The sequence below is a fragment of the Pacificibacter marinus genome (genome assembly GCF_018860665.1).
Classification (GTDB): domain Bacteria; phylum Pseudomonadota; class Alphaproteobacteria; order Rhodobacterales; family Rhodobacteraceae; genus Celeribacter; species Celeribacter marinus_A.
On record NZ_JAHKPK010000039.1, the window covers coordinates 58,570 to 77,230 of the forward strand.

An 18,661-nucleotide genomic window follows, 5' to 3' on the forward strand; every position below is an offset into this window, starting at 1 on the left:
ATGTCCCCCAAAATATGTTTCATCAACAGGGGTACTATAATCAAGCTTTGTCGGATTGCCAGACAATTATACAATAAAATTTCAATTCAAGTTCTAGCACAGCGTGGCCCATAGGAGGGCGCCCCGCGTATGAGGAAAAAAATTCGTGCATTCGGTGAAGGCTATAGACATATCACGTGCGCGCTGCGATAGCTCGCATCTATCTCTCAAATAATTTTATCTCTTACACGCTTTGTTAATCTGGAGTTTGCCGTGTTGCTTAACGTGTCAGCTGATTTGATCTATTCTACGCAGCAGACCTGCGATGTTTTGCTTCAGATAGAGGCAAGTACAGATGACGGACAACGTTGCGATATCAACAATCTTTCTTTGATGTCTGGCACGCAATTGCGAGAGATTGCGGGCGAGGACGGCATCGGGATGCGCAGATGGATTTCCGTTACGGACCGGCTTGAATGCCATTATGAATTGCAAGCAGAAGTGACGAGGCAGGCGACAGATCTGGACGCACTCGACGAGACGCCACGCTATCAACTTCCTGCGTCGGTGATCCAATACCTTATGCCATCGCGAAATTGCCAATCGGACTTGTTTTTGGAATTTACAAATATCCAATTCGGCGGCCTCTCAGGCGGAAGAATGGTGCAGACGATGCGCGATTGGGTTGCCGCAAATTTTACCTATGACATATATGCAAGCGATGGTGGTACGACGGCGACTGACAGTTTCGCCTCTTTGCGTGGTGTATGTCGAGATTACGCACATGTACTGATCGCATTGGTACGCGCAGTGGGCATTCCTGCACGTTTTGTGAGTGCTTATGCGCCAGATGTGACCCCACAGGATTTTCACGCTGTCGTGGAAGTGTTTCTTGCAGGCACGTGGCATCTTGTTGACCCAACGGGCATGTCACAGCCAAAAGAAACTATTCGCATATGTGTCGGACGTGATGCTGCAGATGCGTCACTTTTGACATCCTATGGATTTTTGAATTTGGAAAAGCAAAGCGTCCGAGTGCATCCTGCCTCCCCTTGATGAGGCTCTCTTTTGACAGGACCACCCAAGCGACTCTGCCCGTCTGACTGCCGCTGGGTTTACCAAATTATGTGCGTCAACTGATTGTCGCCACATCGACTGCTTGGGTGTTTTTTTGTCCGCCTGAAGAACGTAAATACCCGCGCACAGGAGGGACGTCTGAGTAATCCCTACCATAGCCTGCAACGATATGATCGGTGCCAACAAGCGTTGCATTGGTCGGGTCATATTCGATCCAGCCTTGATCGGGCCCACCCCATGCGCGTACCCATGCGTGCATGGCATCGGCTCCCTCAAGCTTGACGCCGCCCGGTGGGGGGAGGGTGCGCAGATAGCCGCTGACATACCCTGCGGGTATTCCAAGAGACTGCAATGCAATGATCATGATGTGGCTAAAATCCTGACAGACCCCTCGCCGCAGGTGGAATGCATCGGCTGCATTCGTATCAACAGTCGTGGCCATTGCGTCAAAGGTCATGGCATCGTGCAACGCTTTGCCAATACGGATCACATTGGCGACGGTGCTGTCTGAAGGGTGAAACAGATCATGTGCAAAATCGCGGATGGCACCATTGAGTGGTAGGCGGGGAGTTGGCCCTAGAAAATGGAGCGGCGATTCAGGTCCTAGATCGCGTAAAGTCTCGCAGGCATTCCGTAGATCGGCGACAGAAAGTGATAGATCTTGCCATTGTTGAGGCGGGGAAATGTCGACATCGCAAGACATTCGGATCGTCATTTCGGTATGTTGATCGCGATGCACGCAGAACGTCGTTGTGTTGTTGAAAAAATCGATGGATTCTGAGCGTGTTTCAGGTTCGGGAAAGATCTCAATCAAAGGCCTAATTAGTGTTTGTCGGTTCACCAGTGTTCGTGGGAGCACGCGCACCAGATGGCGGCTATTGGCCGCCGCTTGATCATAGTAGTGTGCGATTGTCAGGCGGATGGAATACATCATAAATCAGGCCAAATGATATGTGTTAAGCGTATCGGAAATAGCCCAAATGTCTTGCTTGATCTGTACGAAGGCCTCAGGTGTCATCATCGCAGGCTGGCTCGTTGCAAGTTGCGTTTCAAGCAACAAGACTTGACGCGCGACGTGGCTCATATTGTGGCCATCAGCTTGGGTGGGCAGATTGGCGATGTGATTTTTGCTGCGCGTAATATGATAGCGGACTGAACGCGGGTTTTGTGGGTCAAGTGAGAGAAGATCAGTGACAGATGCACTGTTTGCCGCGATCTGGAATAGCGTACGATGTGATACGACGCTGTCGCCAAGTTCGAGGGCCAGGTCCACCGCACCGCTTGCTGGGTCAGCTGACAAACACGCTGTCAGCACATCGCACATATTGGCTGCCCGTTCGAGCGAAGTGCCGATGCTGAGAAAACGCCATCCGTCTGAGCGATACATATTTTCGTGTACAAGCCCCGCAAAGCCAGTGACTTGGCGCAAAAGAATGCTGGTCTGAAGTGGGATGTCCTCAAGCGGGACAAACATGTCCTCCAAGGCTTTTGCATCTTTCACCAACCCACGCAGCGCCATCATTCCATCAGGGGAAAATCGATCATTAATGCGAGAGGCTGATTGCAACGCCAGTGTCAGCGGTTCATTAAATCGTGCGGCAATGGCCGCAGCATTAGGGGCGACGCCGTTCATCAGCTGATCACGCATATACGTGGGCATGGTATCGCTATGCTTGGCACCGTCACAAATGCGCGAAAAATAAGCCCTGAACATCCGCATATTCTGCTCTGCACGTTCAACATAACGCCCCAGCCAGAACAGATTATCCGCTGCCCTACTCGGTAAAAGCGCATGGGTCGCGCTGCGCTTGGCGGCAACCTTGGGCGTAGACAAAAGGCTTGGCGTGTTGACAGGGTTGAGACTGGTGACCCATACATCTGCCACCTGACCGCCACGTTGCATGGCCAGCGCTTTGGCGTCATGGCCAGCGCTGATCCGTGCATAACCGCCGGGCATGACGGACCACCCCTTTTCGGTGCGGCTCATCGAAATCCGGATACACATCGGTCGTGCGGCCAGTTGATTGCCTTCCCAGACTGGCGTGGTCGAGAGGGTCACAGCCTCTTGACCGACAAGGGCGTGGCCATTGGTTCTCAGCAGATCGGCCAGTTGTTGTGCCTTGGCGGCACCCGAAGCTGAGTCACCAGTGGTCGTGTGCGGATCTGCCATCAGCGGCACGGTCGAGAAGGCATCGCCGACCATCATGCGCGCGCTGTTGGCGATGACATGGTCCCTTTGGCTTTTTTGTCCGCACCACCATGTTGCGATGTTGGGCATGGCCAGACCGTGCCCCAGATGCGCACGCGCAATTTTAGGTAAAAACGCCATCAGCGCCCGTGTTTCAAGAACGCCCGCGCCGATCATATTTACGGTCTTAAGCGTCCCGTCACGGATCGCCTGTACCAATCCTGCCGCACCCAGCATCGAGTTCGAGTCAAGTTCCAGCGGGTCGAACATGGCACTTGGCAAGCGGTTCCATAATAGGCTGATCGGTTTCAATCCCGCGACGGTTCGCACCATGGCTTTGCCGTCTTGAACAATCAGGTCTTCGCCCTCGACCAACAGCAGACCCAGATAACGCGCCATATAAGCATGTTCGGCATAGTTCTGGTTCATCGTGCCCGGCGAGAGCAACGCAACTTCACCCGAGGTTCGCCCCTTTATATCCATGAGGCGTTGTTGAAAGTCTTGAAAATAACCGGCGAGGCGGTGAATTTTCGCACCTGCGAAAAAGTTTGGAAAGACTCGCCCCATAGCGATGCGGTTTTCAACGGCAAATCCGACAGTCGAGGGGGCCTCGATCAAGTCGCTGATGACCCACCATTTACCATCCGGCCCGCGTCCGATTTCAAATGCCAGCGTGTTCAACAAAGGCGCGTCAGGTTTGGTCGCGCCGACTATTGGGCGCAACCAAGCCGGATTTTGGCTTAGCAATTGGGCGGGCAATTGTCCCGATGCTACCAATGTGTTGTCGCCGTAAAAATCTCTTAGGATATATTCAAGCAGATCGGCCCGCTCGATCAAGCCATCTGAAATAACTTGCCATTCGTCTTCGCCGATGATGACTGGGATATGGCTAAGCGGCCATTCCCGTTCTGTCGACAGTGTTTCATCATACTGGCGGTAAAGCACTCCGGCGTCGCGTAAATATTGATCGCCACGCGAGAATCGTGCGCTGAGTTCTTGCGGTGTAAGACTGTTTAGATGGCTAAAGAAGGCCCTCCAGACGGGTTTTATTGTGCCGTCCGAGGTTAACATCTCGTCGTTTGGGGGGGATTGGTTGCTGCCCTGCGCACCGTAAGATGCCAGCAGTTTCCGGTGCGCCGGATCATGTGCAGAGGACTGTTGCATTTGCATCTTTTAATGGCCGCTCCGACGCCGAAGGTCCAGCGTCATGGGGAACTCGGGATGCGGACGCTCTGGCGTAGGGGGGACTGAGCCAGCGGTATGTCCCATCTTTTCGAATCTGCTGAGCCGTCTCGCCTCTGCCTCGTTTCCATTCACTGGGAAGGTATCAAAATTGCGCCCACCAGGGTGCGCAACGTGATAGCGGCAGCCGCCAAGAGGCTTTCCGGTCCACGTGTCAAAAATATCAAACGTGAGAGGGGCATCCACTTCAAGCACCGGATGCAGGGACATAGCTGGCTTCCAAGCTTTATAGCGGACTCCGCCCACCCGTGTACCATTTTCGGCGGTTGGCGTCAGAGGGACGCAGCGCTGATTTGCTGTGACGATGTAACGATCTGGGTTGGCCCCTTTCAAAGTGACCTGAAGCCGTTCTGAAGAGCTGTCAGTATAGCGGACAGTGCCGCCTATCGCACCGGTTTCACCCATCACATGCCATGGTTCCAGCGCTTGGCGCAGTTCCAAAGTGATACCTTCATATGTGACTTCGCCACAGAACGGGAAGCGGAACTCTGCCTGAGCTTCGAACCATGCTGGATCAAAGTGCATATCGTGACCACGCAAGTCGTCCAAAACCTCCAGAAAGTCTTCCCAGATAAAGGCAGGCAACATGAAGCGGTCATGCAACGTCGTTCCCCATCGGGTTAGGTTGCCGCTGATCGGATTTTCCCAACAGCGCGCGATAATAGCGCGCAACAACAATTGTTGGGCAAGACTCATCTTCGGGTTTGGAGGCATCTCAAACCCACGAAACTCTACAAGGCCCAGACGCCCTGTAGGGCCATCTGGTGAGAACAGTTTGTCGATACAAATTTCGGTTCGATGTGTGTTGCCGGTGACATCAATCAACGCATTGCGCAACAGGCGGTCGGTTAACCAAGGAGGTACAACGCTCCCTTCGGAAGGGGGCCAGATCTGGTCTAGCGCAATTTCAAGTTCATAGAGCACATCATGGCGCGCTTCATCAATACGCGGGGCCTGAGAGGTTGGTCCAACGAAGGTGCCTGCGAAAAGGTAAGATAGGCTGGGATGACGTTGCCAAAATAGGATCAAGCTTTTTAACAAATCAGGACGGCGCAAAAATGGGCTGTCGTTTGGTGTCGCACCACCGACAACGACGTGATTGCCGCCGCCGGTACCTGTGTGACGGCCATCGGTCATGAACTTATCGGCCCCCAAACGGCACTGCCGCGCTTCTTCATAGACCGCTTCTGTGGTATGCACGCAGGCATCCCAATTGGCGGCGGGGTGGATGTTTACCTCGATTACACCTGGGTCCGGGGCGATGCGCATCACTTCGACGCGTGGATCATGTGGGGGTGCATACCCTTCGATCAGCACTTTGCGCCCCGTGGATTTTGCACTGGCCTCTACGGCTGCGATCAATTCGAGATAATCTTCAAGCGTTTCCACGGGCGGTAAAAAGACGCACAGACGTCCGTCACGCGGTTCTACCGAAATCGCGGTGCGCACGCGTCCGTTGAGATCACCCATGGTCTGTTCAACCTGTTCTTGGCCTGCGCTGCTTTGTTGGCGGTGGGCCACGGGTTGTTGTGGTTCTGCAGGCGTTTCTTCAGCAGATTTATCCGTGACGCGGGGTAAGGGGGCGCGTGGTTCTGTCGGATCTTGTGGGGTGATAAAGTAGACGTCGCTTTGCGGCACATGTGGTAGCGTCCCCAAGGGCAGTCGATAGCCGACAGGACTATCGCCAGCCACAAGGAAGACTTGGCCGCGACGCATATTCCAGACCTCTGACATCCATCGACTTGAGGCGCGGGCCTGCCAACGTTGTACGGGCAAGACGTATCCTGCTGGGGTTGTCAGGCCGCGTTCAAACACCCGCGCGATGCGTGCGCGCTCTTCGGGATCGTCAAGTTTGGAATTCTCCGGCGTGACATTTGCAGGCAAATTGCCTTCTTTGATGATCCACTCAGCAGGGTCTTCAAAAGCTGGTAAAACGTTTTCACGCGGCACTTCAAGGTTGGTCGCAATTGCCGTCAAAAGCGCTTGCGCATCACTAGGCCCAACATCTTCATGAGTGTCTTCTGTCGCCAGTAAATCAGGATCTTGCCAGATAGGATGACCGTCCTTGCGCCAATACAGTGAAAAGGTCCACCGTGGGAGCGTTTCGCCCGGATACCATTTGCCTTGCCCATAATGCAGCAATCCACCGGTGGAGAACTTGCCTTGCAAACGGCGCATCAATTGGTCTGCCAGTCCACGTTTTGTTGGACCAACTGCGTCTGAATTCCACTCGGCACTTTCAAAGTCGTCGATGGACACAAACGTCGGCTCGCCGCCCATCGTCAAGCGTACGTCGCCAGCTTCAAGCCGTTTGTCGACTGCTTGGCCTAGGGTGTTCAGCGTGTTCCATGCATCGTCTGAAAACGGCTTAGTGATCCGTGGATGTTCCGCCGTGCGCGTGACCTGCATATCGAACGCAAATTCAACCTCTGCGGCGCTCGCGAGACCAGAAATAGGTGCTGCGTGGCGATAATGCGGGGTTGCGGCCAAGGGGATATGACTTTCGCCTGCCAAAAGACCTGAGGTTGGATCAAGGCCAACCCAGCCTGCGCCGGGTAAATAGACCTCTACCCATGCATGCAGATCGGTGAAGTCTTTGTCAGTGCCTGCAGGCCCATCTAAGGCGATTAAGTCGGGCTTGAGCTGAATCAGATAGCCAGACACAAACCGTGCGGCAAGGCCAAGGTTGCGCAGCACTTGCACCAATAGCCAACTGGTATCACGGCATGAACCTGCGACGCGGCCCAACGTTTCCTCGGCAGTTTGCACGCCCGGTTCCATACGAATTTCATAATTGATTTCATTTGCCAAACGCATGTTGAGCATCACTAGAAAATCAATCGTAACCATAGGGTCGCGCGCGACGCTGGCCATAAAGGTCCTTAACAAAGGACCAACTGGATCGGGGCGCATATAGATGCTTAGATCAGGGGCGATGTCGGCGTCATAAGAAAACGGAAACTCTTTTGCACTGTCTTCCACGAAAAAATCAAACGGGTTGTAGACGGACATATCCGCGACAAGATCGACCTCAATCTTGAATTCGCGCACGGGGTCAGGGAAAACAAAGCGGGCCAGCCAATTTCCATATGGATCTTGCTGGTGGTTCACAAAATGCGCCGATGGCGAGACTTTGAGGCTATGCGAAATCACGCGCGTGCGCGAATGAGTTGCCGGACGCAGACGGATCGTTTGGGGCCCCAATGTAACCGGTCTGTCGTATTTATAATGGGTGAGGTGATAGACGCTGGCTGTGATTGACATGGCAAAAGCTCCTTCACCACATCATGGATGAAATGCGGCATCGCAGCAACAGTCAATTCTTTCCAGTATTGTCCAAGCCTTGCGCTTTCATTTGGGCATATATTTTAGGGTTACGGGATCACGCGATAGGACGCCAGTATGGGCTACAGATCGAGGTCTCTTTATTCGCCGTGCAGCGGTTTTGTCTCGCTCAGATGTGCCTTGAGCATCTTCAGTCAGTGGGATGTTTGTTCATGCGCGGCGGATATATACGATGGGGAACGGTTTTCGTTCGCCTACATGGCTGAATTGTTTTGCAGACCCGCCAGTTTTGCCGACCCGCAAATCGGGGATGATATCATTTCAAAGAAACCTTATGCATGAGCTTGCTCATTGTGTTCATACACAACTGGGCGGAGTGACCTTGATCTATAAAATGCGACGAGCGCCGCGCTTAAAAGTAAGGCAAGTGTACCTGCAAGAGGATAAGTCACAAGTGCAATCCAGAACGAAAACCCCATCAAGCTGACGGTTGCCGCGGCTGTAAATGCTGAGGCCAGAGCAAAAAAGAGTAAAGCAATAATCATGGTCGATGTCCTTGCAAAGTACGCACAATGAGAACTCATCGCGCTGTTTTCTGGTCTTTAAAAGAGCTTTGAAATGTGGCGTAATCATGGCGCATTTCGGGTTTAAGCCGGGTTAAGATCACAGTATTATTGATAAATTTTAATTACTTTGTCTGGGTGTAACGCAGATAAGGCCCCGTATGAAAACGAGGCCTTATGGTGTTCCCATATTAAACCTATCGGTTAGGTCTGAGTGTTTTCGAATGCCCAAGGGGTCGGGAACTCTCCTAAACAGGTGGCAAGTGCATCCAAAGACTTGTCGTCGCGCGGCCCTATTTGCGCCACCAACCCCAATTTCTTATCATCGATCACACCGATGACACGTTGGACGAGCCCCGCTTTATCCAAGGCTTCATTGAACACACGCGTGATGGCGCGTTTGCGCAGGTCGGGTTTGAACACCTTGCCCACAGCTGTTTTGGGCAGCTCATCAAGGATCTCGATGTACTTTGGGAAGGCAGCGCGTTCGTGGATATGCGCACGGGCAAAGGTCATGAGCTCATCTGTGGTCACCGTCGCCCCATCAATAAGTTCAACATAGGCACAGGGCAGCTCGCCTGAGTAGGCGCAGGGCTGACCAATCGCGCCGACAAAGGCGACCGCTTCATGACCCGCCAAGGCTTCTTCTATTTCAGCGGGGTCAATATTATGCCCGCCGCGGATGATCAGGTCTTTGGCGCGTCCTGTGATCCACAGATAGCCATCTTCATCAATCCGCCCCAGATCGCCGGTGCGCAGATAGCGGTCATGGTGGAACAGATCATGGTTTTTATCAGCTTCGGTATAGGTTGAACCTGCAAAAACGCCGGGGCTGTCGATACAAATTTCGCCCACAGTATCGGTCGGGCATTCGACAGGGCCTTCAGCCGTATGGATCAGGATTTTGACGTTTGTATGCGGAAATGGAATGCCTACTGAGCCAATTTTTTTGATGCCTCCAACGGGATTGCAAGCCACAAGACAGGTGGCTTCTGTAAGGCCATACCCTTCGATGATCTCGACGTTTGTCGCCGTCTCGAAGCGCTTGAACAATTCGATGGGCAGTGGTGATGAGCCAGAGAATGCGGTTTTGATACTGGAGATATCAGCATCAATCGGCCGTTGCATCAGGGCCGATATCGCAGTGGGCACGGTGATGACAAAGCTGATTTGCCAACGCTCGATCAATTTCCAGAAATTATCAAACACGCCCTCGCCACGGTACCCCGCAGGCGTCGGAAACACGCCATGTGCGCCAGATGTGATCATCGCCATGATAATCACATGGCAGGCAAAGACGTGAAACATCGGCAAGGGGCACATGATATTATCTGTCTCGCGAAACAACAATCGTGAACCAATCCAGCCATTGTATAGCATCCCAGAGGTTTTGTGCTGTGCGACCTTGGGCATGCCCGTCGTGCCGCCTGTATGGAAATAAGCGGCAACGCGATCTTCTGGTGTGTCTGTAAAGGTTAGGGTTCTCGGATGTTTGGCGAGCTCACGTTTGAAATTCAATACCTTGGCTTGATGCTGTGCTGCACGCGGGTTCTTAGGACGTATGAGCGGCACGATCCAACTTTTGGGGGGCGTGAGATATTGCAGCAGATCAATTTCAAGCACCGTTGTTACCGTGGGCGCGTCTTTGACTGCTTCGGCTACCTTTTGTGCAATATCCGTTTTGGGGAAGGGGCGCAGCGTAACAACCACTTTAGCGCCAGTTTCACGCAAAATCGATGCGATTTGCGTGGCGTCCAAAAGCGGATTGATCGGATTGACGATGCCGGCCACCATGCCGCCCAAAAAGGTCACGGCTGTGTCATTTGTATTGGGTAGCACATAGGCGATCACATCGGTTTCACCAACACCCAAAGCACGAAACATATTGGCGGCTTGGGTGACTTGTGCGTGGATGTCATTCCATGTCAGCGTTTCTGCCTTGTCGGTCGGACCGGACGTAATTTGATACGAAAAGGCAGGCCGCGCGCCAAAGGCGTCTTTTGTGCGGGTCAGGCGCTCATAGATGGTGGCGCCGATGTCGCGGTCTTCAAAGGCCATCTCGCTGTCGATGACATTGCGTGCCGCCAGAGATGTAAAATCTGATGCCATGTGTTTTGGTCCTCCCGTAGATGGATCGTGTGCACGGTCCATGTCTCCCTAATCTTATGATGGGGACAAAGATGTGATCGCACAAGCCCGCGCACAGGTCGTTCTACGCTGCGTTACACCGGATTGCGCAGAAAGAACGCTGCGTCAAGTCGGTATCGGCAGCTAGACCAACAAGGTCCGCAGTCTTAGGTTGAAATGTAAATAGGGTTGGTTATTGGGGGGTCTATGGGCGATGTGGTGGTCAGCGGAACGGGTGTTTTCACGCCTACGCAGAGTATTAGCAATCAAGAACTGGTGGACAGCTTCAACGCTTATGTGGCGCTGTTTAACGCCGAACATGCAGATGACATCGCGGCGGGAGTGATCGAGGCAAAAGCGGACTCTTCTGTTGATTTTATTTTTAAATCTTCTGGGATCGAGCGCCGTTATGTCATGGATAAGGCCGGTATATTAGACCCAAAACGTATGGGGCCGCGGTTTGATCCGCGCGCAGATGACGCGCCGTCTATGATGGCTGAGATTGCGTTGGATGCCGCCGAAACCGCGTTGAAACACGCGGGGATTTCAGGCTCGGATATCGATCTGGTGATCTGTGCTGCCTCTAATCACGAACGGGCCTATCCTGCTGTGGCCGTTGAAATTCAGGCACTTTTGGGTGCAGGCGGTTTTGCCTTTGATATGAATGTCGCTTGTTCGTCTGCGACCTTTGGTATTCAGGCCGCCGCAGATATGATCCGCAGCGGGTCTGCCAAGCGCGCGTTGATTGTGTCGCCTGAAATCACGTCTGGGCATTTGGAATGGCGTGATCGTGATTGCCACTTTATTTTCGGCGATGTGGCGACGGCTGTTGTGCTTGAGGCCGCAGATGTTGCCAAATCGCCAAAGTTTCGCATTTTGTCCACGCGGTGTGCGTCGCAATTTTCGAACAACATTCGCAACAACAACGGCTTTTTGCGCCGCGCACATGATCAGCTTGGGGATCATCGCGACATGTTGTTTATGCAGAACGGCCGTAAAGTGTTCAAAGAGGTTTTGCCTTTGGTCAGCGCGCATATCGCTGATCACTTGAAAGTCACTGGTGTTCAAGTGACTGATTTAAAAAGGCTTTGGTTGCATCAAGCGAATAAAACGATGAACGATTACATCGGGAAAAAAGTATTGGGCCGCGTGCCTGAGCCCTTTGAGCAGCCAAATGTTTTGCAAGACTACGCCAATACGTCATCTGCAGGCTCGATTATCGCGTTTTCAAAACACTCAGATGGATTGAAACAAGGTGACAAAGGATTGATCTGTTCCTTTGGGGCGGGATATTCGGTTGGGTCGGTCTTGCTTGAGCAGCTTTGATCGGGCTGGTCCCTTTCTAGAAAACAACATCGACACCACAAAAAAGGCGCCCCAAAGGACGCCTTTCGAAATCTATATAAAGTGGCGATTACGCTTCAAGATCTTGCGGAATACGCAGGTTTTGACCTGGATAGATTTTGTCAGGGTGTGACAGCATAGGCTTGTTGGCGTCAAAAATTTCCATGTAGCGGTTGCCATTGCCTAGCGTGTCTTTGGAAATGCCCCAAAGCGTTTCGCCCTTTTTCACTTCATGAAACACAGGATCTGCGCCTGCAATGTCGTCTTCGACAGAGGCGATGCCTTCAACGTTGCCCACGGCCAAGATGACTTTTTCTTTCATCTCTTGGCTGGCTGTGCCCGCCACTTTGACTTTGTCGCCTTCGACGGACAGTTCCAGCGCTTCAGCCTCTAAGCCAAGTGCTGCGATTTCAGCCAAAAGATCGTCAGTGTTTGGTTCGGCGTCTTTTTTACCGAAAACGGATTTCCCTGCGCCTTTGACGAAGTTCCAGATACCCATAATATGTTTCTACCTTTTAGAGTTTTATGTTGTGTTGACGTTTACCAAAGCGCTTTTACTTGGCAAAAATAAGGGGAGTTGCGTCCCTCTATTCCCCTTGGGTGAATTGAAGACGCGCCAAACGCGCATAGAGGCCACCTTCGGCAACGAGCGCATCATGCGTGCCTGTGGCGACGATTTTTCCGTCTTCAAAAACAAAAATGCGATCTGCCTTTTTGACGGTCGCCAGACGGTGCGCCACGATCAAGGTCGTGCGGGTCTTGGCCATGTCTTCAACGGCTTCTTGCACAAGTTTCTCGCTTTCAGAATCCAACGCAGAGGTGGCTTCGTCCAGCAATAAAATAGGCGCGTCACGCAAGATGGCACGGGCAATGGCGACACGTTGCTTTTGTCCACCAGACAACATGATGCCACGCTCGCCAACATAGCTGTCATAGCCTTCTGGCAGCTTGGCCAAAAAGTCATGGGCAGCTGCCGCTTTTGCGGCCTCGATGACCTGATCATCGGTGGCGTCGGGGCGTCCGAAACGAATGTTATCAGCAGCAGAAGCCGCGAAAATCACAGGGTCTTGCGGCACCAGCGCGATGTGAGACCGGAACTCTGCGCGCGCCAGCGTATCAATGGGAGAGCCATCGATTGAGATACGTCCTGATTGCGGATCGTAAAAACGTTGCAGCAATTGGATGATGGTGGATTTCCCCGCTCCGGAGGGACCAACCAATGCGATGGTTTCGCCAGCTTTCACTTTGAATGACACGCCATCCAAAGCCGATGTGTTGGGGCGCGACGGATAAGAAAATTGCACGTTGTCAAAGGTAATCTCGCCTTTAACAGGTGAGGCCAATTGCACAGGTGCATCCGGGTCATTGACTGGATCTGTCGCGCCTAAAAGGTCAATCAAGCGTTCCGTCGCGCCTGCAGCGCGTTGCAGTTCGCCCCAGATTTCTGACAAAGCGCCAGCGGCACCTGCCACCATAATGGCATAAATCACGAATTGGACCAGCTCGCCTATAGACATGCCGCCCGTGCGCACATCGCGCGCACCGATCCACAACACGCCAACAACACCAAAGAAAATCAACGTGATCACGATCACAGTCATCACGGCGCGGGTCTGAATGCGGGTGTGGGCAGAGGCATAGCTTTTTTCGGTCACGTCTGAAAAACGTTCGGATTGTGCGGCTTCGGCGGTGAAGGCTTGAATGGTTTGTGCTGACAGCAAAGCCTCTGAGGCGGTGCCAGAACTTGAGGCGATCCATTCTTGGTTTTCGCGGGACAATTTGCGCAAGCGGCGACCTAAAACAACGATAGGCACGATCACGATGGGCACGAGCAAAAGAACAAGGCCCGTGAGCTTGCCGGACGTAAACAGCATCAAGATCAAACCGCCGAACAGGATCATCGTGTTGCGCAGGGCGACTGAGATGGAAGAACTGATGACGGAGAGCAAAAGCGTTGTGTCGGTGGTGATGCGCGACAGAACTTCGCCGGTCATAATTTTTTCGAAAAAGGCGGGCGACATGCGGATCATCCGGTCAAACACGGCTTTGCGGATGTCTGCCACCACACGTTCGCCAAGTTTGGTCACCAAATAGTAGCGCAGGCCCGTACCAATAGCCAAAAGCAAGGCGATGGCCAAAGCGGCGGAAAAATACCCGTCCAATAGAACCGCGCTTGAGCTTTGAAAGCCATCCACAACGCGGCGCACAGCAAGGGGCAAGATCAACGAAATGCATGCTGTGACCACCAAGGCTATGAGCGCCATGAGCATCATCATGCGATAAGGTTTCAAAAATGGCCAAAGCTGCGACAAGGCGCCGATCTTTTTCGATTTTTCGCGTTCTGCTGCGTCTTGAAGCGTGCGGTCAGCCATTTGAGGTCCTTCATATCACATGAGCCACACAGATACTCATGCAAGAAGCCAAGGGCAACCTTTGAGAGCATCGTTCCTTGGGGCAGTGTGACGCGCCCTTGGGTGCTAATTTTATCGAACCGCTTTGGAGGTCAGGACTGGCTTAATGTGACAAATTTTCTAACGGGTTGCATTCTAAGGCTTAATATGTTGCTTTGTGCGTACGCTCCGCCGCATTGGCTCTGACTTAAGAACACTCAATTTTGAGTGCAAGGACGTCGCTGCGGAGAAATCGCCCAGCTCGGGGTGGTGACCAGTCGAAGAGACAGAGACCCGATAGGCTCGGAGCATGTCTGACTGGCAAACACACGAATTAAAAGCGGGAGCTTCCCACCATGAATTTTAACAAACTTGTCACCACAAGTGTCTTTGGTCTGATCGCATCTGCGGGTGCTGCTATGGCATCTGATTGTGGGTCTATTTCAATCGCTGAAATGAACTGGGCCTCCGCCGAGTTGATGGCCAGCGTTGACGCATTCATCCTTGAAGAAGGTTACGACTGCGACGTTGAATTGGTCCCCGGTGCGACCCAGACAACTTTTACGTCTATGAGCGAAAAGGGCCGTCCTGATATTGCACCTGAACTTTGGGTGAATGGTCTCAAAGTTGTTTTGGCCGCAGCCAAAGAAGAAGGCCGTGTGCACACAGCTTTGGCAGGCCCTATCACAGGCCTTGGCGAAGGCTGGTGGGTGCCTAAGCACTTCATCGAAGAGCATCCTGAGCTGAACACAGTTGAGAAAATCATCGAACACCCTGAGCTTTTCCCATACGTGGAAGACGAAACAAAAGGCGCGTTCATGGGCTGTCCATCGGGTTGGAGCTGTCAGTTGTCTAACGACAATATGTTCCGTGCATTCGATATGGAAGCAAAAGGCTGGGTCAATGTGAACCCTGGCTCCGCTGCTGGTCTTGACGGTTCTATCGCTAAAGCGGTTGAGCGTGATGAAAACTGGTTCGGTTACTATTGGTCGCCAACTGCGATCATCGGAAAATATGAATTGTTCCCTGTACCATTCGAAGCGGAATGGGCCGGAATTGACAACTGGGAAGGCTGTATCGGTCTCGCACCTGATGATTGTGCCGATCCTCAGAAAACAAGCTGGATTCCATCCGAAGTTGAAACCGTTGTAACAAACGATTTCAAAGAAAAGGGCGGCGAAGCTCTGGATTATCTCTCCACACGCATTTGGCCTGGTGAAGTGATGAACGCCATGTTGGTTTACATGAACGAAAACCAAGCGACTGGTGAAGATGCAGCTTTTGAATTCTTGGAAGCTCACTCTGATATTTGGATGCCTTGGGTTTCCGCTGATGTTGCAGAAAAGATCAAATCCGCCCTCTAAGGCTGTTTGATTGCACGGGGTTCGCGATAGGGTATTGCCCAATTCGCGGACCCCTTTTATTATTTTTTGCACACACAGGGGGAAGCTTATGAGCTTTTTTACTGAATTTCCGTCGCTGGGTCGACGTGAGTTGGCTGATTTCAAACAAGGGATTGACGAGGGCTTTCGCACGTTCTCACGTGCATATGGTGAAGACCTAGAAGCATTCTTCAATCCTCTGCTCAAGTTTATGGTGTGGTTTGAAAAACTGCTGACCGACGCGCCTTGGCCATTGGTCATTTTATGCGTGGCCTTGCTGACATGGCTTGGGGCTCGGTCTTGGAAGATCACCTTAGGATCTATCTTGTCTTTCTTGGCCATTGGCTATTTGGACATGTGGGAAGACACGATGGCCACGCTGGCGATCATCTCTGTTGCCACGATCTTGTGTATATCGATCGGCATCCCATTGGGCATTTTGATGGCGCGCTTTAACAGGGCGCAAACCTTCATCACACCGGTTTTGGACGTTATGCAAACCATCCCGTCGTTTGTGTACTTGATCCCCGTGGTGATGCTGTTGGGCATTGGCAAAGTGCCGGGCCTTTTGGCTGTGTGCATCTATGCCTTGCCGCCGATTGTCCGTCTTACCAATTTGGGTATCCGACTGGTGGACCGCGATGTTATGGAAGCGGCTGACGCCTTCGGTGCATCAACCAAAGAAAAACTCTTTGGGGTTCAAATTCCACTGGCATTGCCCAACATCTTTGCTGGTGTGAACCAAACCATCATGATGGCTTTGTCTATGGTCGTTGTGGCCTCAATGATCGGGGTCAACGGATTGGGCGTGCCAGTGTTGCGTGCTATTTCTAACCAATACCTCGCGCTGGGCCTGATGAACGGTCTTGCGATTGTTGTTCTTGCGATCATCTTCGACCGCGTCAGCCAAACCTACGGCAAACGTTTGCAGGCCTATAGGGAGAACGGACATGGGTAAGCACGATATTCTACCTCAAGACGACAGCGTAGATGAGCCAAAAGTGAGCATCAAAAACCTGTACAAGATTTTTGGTGACGACCCTGAGGCGCAAATGGATGCCGTTCGGAGCGGCATGGGGAAGCCTGAGTTGATGGACCAAACAGGCCATGCGCTGGGCCTCAATAATATCAACCTTGATATCCCTGCGCGCAAAATTCAGGTGATCATGGGTCTGTCTGGGTCTGGTAAATCCACCTTGATCCGTCACCTGAACCGTTTGATCGAGCCTACCGCGGGCGAAATCTGGGTCGATGGCGAAGACGTTCTGGCGATGGACGATAAACAATTGCGCGATCTGCGTCGGTTCAAGATGTCCATGGTGTTCCAAAAATTCGGCCTCTTGCCGCACCGTACGGTGTTGGACAATGCCAAGTACGGTTTGGAAATTCAGGGCGTGTCGGACAAGGAAGCTGACGAACGCGCTGTCAAATGGTTGGAACGTGTGGGCTTGGCTGGGTTTGAAGATCAATACCCATCACAGCTTTCGGGTGGTCAACAGCAACGCGTCGGATTGGCGCGTGCTTTGGCGACAGATGCCGAAATCCTGTTGATGGACGAAGCTTTCTCGGCACTTGATCCACTTATCCGCACCGATATGCAGTCTATTCTATTGGAGCTGCAAGAAGAGCTGCACAAGACCATCATCTTTATCACACATGATTTGGACGAGGCTTTGAACATCGGGGATAACATCGCAATCTTGCGCGATGGCGAAATCATCCAATCTGGCGATCCGCAAGATATCGTGATGAACCCAGCCGATGATTACATCACCGACTTCATCCGCGACATCAATCGCGCCAAAGTCGTACGTGTGCGCTCTATCGTCAAAAAGGGGGCGACGGGGGCAGGGGTGACCATCAAAGGCACGCTGTCGCTGGAACAAGCCTTGCCAAAACTGCACGCCGCTCCTGATGGTTGCTGCCCAGTGGTGGATAAAAACGGCAAACCTCTGGGGGCCGTGACTCTTGATGGATTGATCGATGCACTCAAAGCGCCTGAATCCGACGGCGATGACGACGTGCGCTACGCGTAAGCCGACATATATATGTAAGGCAAAGCGGGCGGGGGAAACCTCGCCCGTTTTCTTTTGTCTGCTCATGGTCATGGGGCAGAACGGTGAATGCCTCATTAAAGAAAGCCAGCAGCTTTGAAACAAAAGCCAAGGACTATCTTTTAGGTGAATCTGATGAGACAGGCTAACTTACTTGCAGTTATTCACTGCAAACGAGGCACCTATGACGCTCAATGTTTCTCTCAATAATATTCCTACACTGCATAAGGCTGTCGTGGTGGCCGTTGTTTCTATCACTTGGGCCGTCCCCGTGACGGCTGATAATCTTGCCCCACAAATCACAGATGCGGCGTCGACAGAGGGCGCGCCTTGTACGGCCGAGGCCACGCATGAGCATTGCGTCCGGGCGTATGGCAATAGCGTGACACTGGGTGAGGAACCCGAAGAAGAGATCGAAGCCTTTCCAACCGCTGTTAACAGTCAAATTACTGATTAACGCGCTCGATCTATAGGTTCGACGTCCTATTTTAACCGTCTGCTCAATGCGGCTAGGCGCGGGAAGTGATGGAATCACCCTGTGCAGCGATATTTGATGCTATTTGAATGACGCGCGAGTCGTTTTTTTTAGGTAAGGTTGAGGTGCCTTTTTCATTTGTTGCGCTGAGCTATGTGGATAACCTACATTCCTTACTCAGCCTTTCAAGGATAGCCTGTAGTCTAGGCGTGGTCTGGGGTGCTTGATGAGAAAGTTTGCAAAATATATAAATATAAAACAATGGCTTACGGTAAATATTAAACCTTTTGCGACAAACTATGCAAAAAGCTCTTGCGAAGGTGCTGCACTCGCCTTAGAACCCCCTCTACCGGCAGCGAGAAATTGACTGCGGGGCGGACGGAACGGAGCGGCTGAGATGTTGCGAAGTGAGGTTTGGAAGTAAAATCAGAGGTTTAAGTTAGGCGGGCGCGCTGGAGAGATTTGGCGCACTGGTCTGGTTTTTGTCGCTGTCTAGGTTGGCTTAGGTTGATTTAGCGCTCTTTGACATTGATAATTACTGAAGAGATATGTGGG

13 protein-coding genes are annotated in these 18,661 nt (G+C 52.3%); 6 read left to right on the forward strand and 7 right to left on the reverse strand.

Annotation, left to right across the window (positions count from 1 at the left end):
- Positions 1-252: 252 nt before the first annotated feature.
- Positions 253-1,035 carry a transglutaminase-like domain-containing protein gene (locus tag KO497_RS11865; RefSeq protein WP_215944183.1) on the forward strand — a complete coding sequence of 261 codons (783 nt, stop codon included), beginning with the start codon at positions 253-255 and terminating at the stop codon, positions 1,033-1,035.
- Between the two features lie 76 nt (positions 1,036-1,111).
- On the opposite strand, the gene KO497_RS11870 is transcribed toward KO497_RS11865, so the two are convergent.
- From KO497_RS11870 to KO497_RS11890, 5 genes are all read right to left on the reverse strand, one after another.
- Positions 1,112-1,990, reverse strand: a complete 879-nt coding sequence (locus tag KO497_RS11870; RefSeq protein ID WP_215944184.1) for a transglutaminase family protein — start codon at positions 1,988-1,990, stop codon at positions 1,112-1,114.
- 3 nt (positions 1,991-1,993) lie between these two features.
- Positions 1,994-4,408, reverse strand: a complete 2,415-nt coding sequence (locus tag KO497_RS11875; protein WP_215944185.1) for a circularly permuted type 2 ATP-grasp protein — start codon at positions 4,406-4,408, stop codon at positions 1,994-1,996.
- 9 nt (positions 4,409-4,417) lie between these two features.
- Complete coding sequence (locus tag KO497_RS11880; RefSeq protein ID WP_215944186.1) at positions 4,418-7,750, reverse strand: DUF2126 domain-containing protein; 3,333 nt, start codon at positions 7,748-7,750, stop codon at positions 4,418-4,420.
- Positions 7,751-8,103: 353 nt separating this feature from the next.
- Positions 8,104-8,316: a hypothetical protein gene (locus KO497_RS11885; protein ID WP_215944187.1), complete on the reverse strand. Its 213-nt coding sequence runs from the start codon at positions 8,314-8,316 to the stop codon at positions 8,104-8,106.
- A gap of 222 nt (positions 8,317-8,538) precedes the next feature.
- A complete protein-coding gene (locus KO497_RS11890) occupies positions 8,539-10,443 on the reverse strand; it encodes an acyl-CoA synthetase (RefSeq protein WP_215944188.1) in 1,905 nt (634 codons plus the stop codon).
- 225 nt (positions 10,444-10,668) lie between these two features.
- Here KO497_RS11890 and KO497_RS11895 point away from each other — a divergent pair, with 225 nt between their 5' ends.
- Positions 10,669-11,787: a beta-ketoacyl-ACP synthase III gene (locus KO497_RS11895; protein ID WP_215944189.1), complete on the forward strand. Its 1,119-nt coding sequence runs from the start codon at positions 10,669-10,671 to the stop codon at positions 11,785-11,787.
- An 88-nt stretch (positions 11,788-11,875) separates the two neighbouring features.
- Here KO497_RS11895 and lysM read toward each other — a convergent pair whose 3' ends face one another.
- Together lysM and KO497_RS11905 are read right to left on the reverse strand one after the other, a co-directional pair.
- Entirely contained in the window at positions 11,876-12,304 is a 429-nt protein-coding gene (lysM, locus tag KO497_RS11900; RefSeq protein ID WP_215944190.1) for a peptidoglycan-binding protein LysM, read from the reverse strand.
- A gap of 88 nt (positions 12,305-12,392) precedes the next feature.
- Positions 12,393-14,177, reverse strand: coding sequence for an ABC transporter transmembrane domain-containing protein (locus KO497_RS11905; protein ID WP_215944191.1), 1,785 nt, complete (start codon positions 14,175-14,177; stop codon positions 12,393-12,395).
- Positions 14,178-14,551: 374 nt separating this feature from the next.
- Between KO497_RS11905 and KO497_RS11910 the strand changes: the two genes are divergently transcribed.
- From KO497_RS11910 to KO497_RS11925, 4 genes are all read left to right on the forward strand, one after another.
- Positions 14,552-15,559 carry a glycine betaine ABC transporter substrate-binding protein gene (locus KO497_RS11910; protein ID WP_215944192.1) on the forward strand — a complete coding sequence of 336 codons (1,008 nt, stop codon included), beginning with the start codon at positions 14,552-14,554 and terminating at the stop codon, positions 15,557-15,559.
- 88 nt (positions 15,560-15,647) lie between these two features.
- Positions 15,648-16,535: an ABC transporter permease gene (locus tag KO497_RS11915; protein ID WP_215944193.1), complete on the forward strand. Its 888-nt coding sequence runs from the start codon at positions 15,648-15,650 to the stop codon at positions 16,533-16,535.
- Positions 16,528-17,613 (forward strand): quaternary amine ABC transporter ATP-binding protein, encoded by a 1,086-nt coding sequence (locus KO497_RS11920; protein WP_215944194.1) that lies wholly within the window; start codon positions 16,528-16,530, stop codon positions 17,611-17,613. Before KO497_RS11915 ends, KO497_RS11920 begins: the two co-directional genes overlap by 8 nt.
- A 202-nt stretch (positions 17,614-17,815) precedes the next feature.
- On the forward strand, positions 17,816-18,088 hold the full coding sequence (locus KO497_RS11925; protein ID WP_215944195.1) for a hypothetical protein: 273 nt from the start codon (positions 17,816-17,818) through the stop codon (positions 18,086-18,088).
- The last annotated feature ends 573 nt before the right edge of the window (positions 18,089-18,661 follow it).

Bases quoted from the DNA above. Each gene is read 5' to 3' on its own strand.
- KO497_RS11870 (WP_215944184.1), bottom strand. From the start codon at position 1,990: ATGATGTATTCCATCCGCCTGACAATCGCACACTACTATGATCAAGCG.
- KO497_RS11875 (WP_215944185.1), bottom strand. From the start codon at position 4,408: ATGCAACAGTCCTCTGCACATGATCCGGCGCACCGGAAACTGCTGGCA.
- KO497_RS11905 (WP_215944191.1), bottom strand. From the start codon at position 14,177: ATGGCTGACCGCACGCTTCAAGACGCAGCAGAACGCGAAAAATCGAAA.
- KO497_RS11880 (WP_215944186.1), bottom strand. From the start codon at position 7,750: ATGTCAATCACAGCCAGCGTCTATCACCTCACCCATTATAAATACGAC.
- KO497_RS11925 (WP_215944195.1), top strand. From the start codon at position 17,816: ATGACGCTCAATGTTTCTCTCAATAATATTCCTACACTGCATAAGGCT.
- KO497_RS11910 (WP_215944192.1), top strand. From the start codon at position 14,552: ATGAATTTTAACAAACTTGTCACCACAAGTGTCTTTGGTCTGATCGCA.
- lysM (WP_215944190.1), bottom strand. From the start codon at position 12,304: ATGGGTATCTGGAACTTCGTCAAAGGCGCAGGGAAATCCGTTTTCGGT.
- KO497_RS11885 (WP_215944187.1), bottom strand. From the start codon at position 8,316: ATGATTATTGCTTTACTCTTTTTTGCTCTGGCCTCAGCATTTACAGCC.
- KO497_RS11895 (WP_215944189.1), top strand. From the start codon at position 10,669: ATGGGCGATGTGGTGGTCAGCGGAACGGGTGTTTTCACGCCTACGCAG.
- KO497_RS11890 (WP_215944188.1), bottom strand. From the start codon at position 10,443: ATGGCATCAGATTTTACATCTCTGGCGGCACGCAATGTCATCGACAGC.
- KO497_RS11915 (WP_215944193.1), top strand. From the start codon at position 15,648: ATGAGCTTTTTTACTGAATTTCCGTCGCTGGGTCGACGTGAGTTGGCT.
- KO497_RS11920 (WP_215944194.1), top strand. From the start codon at position 16,528: ATGGGTAAGCACGATATTCTACCTCAAGACGACAGCGTAGATGAGCCA.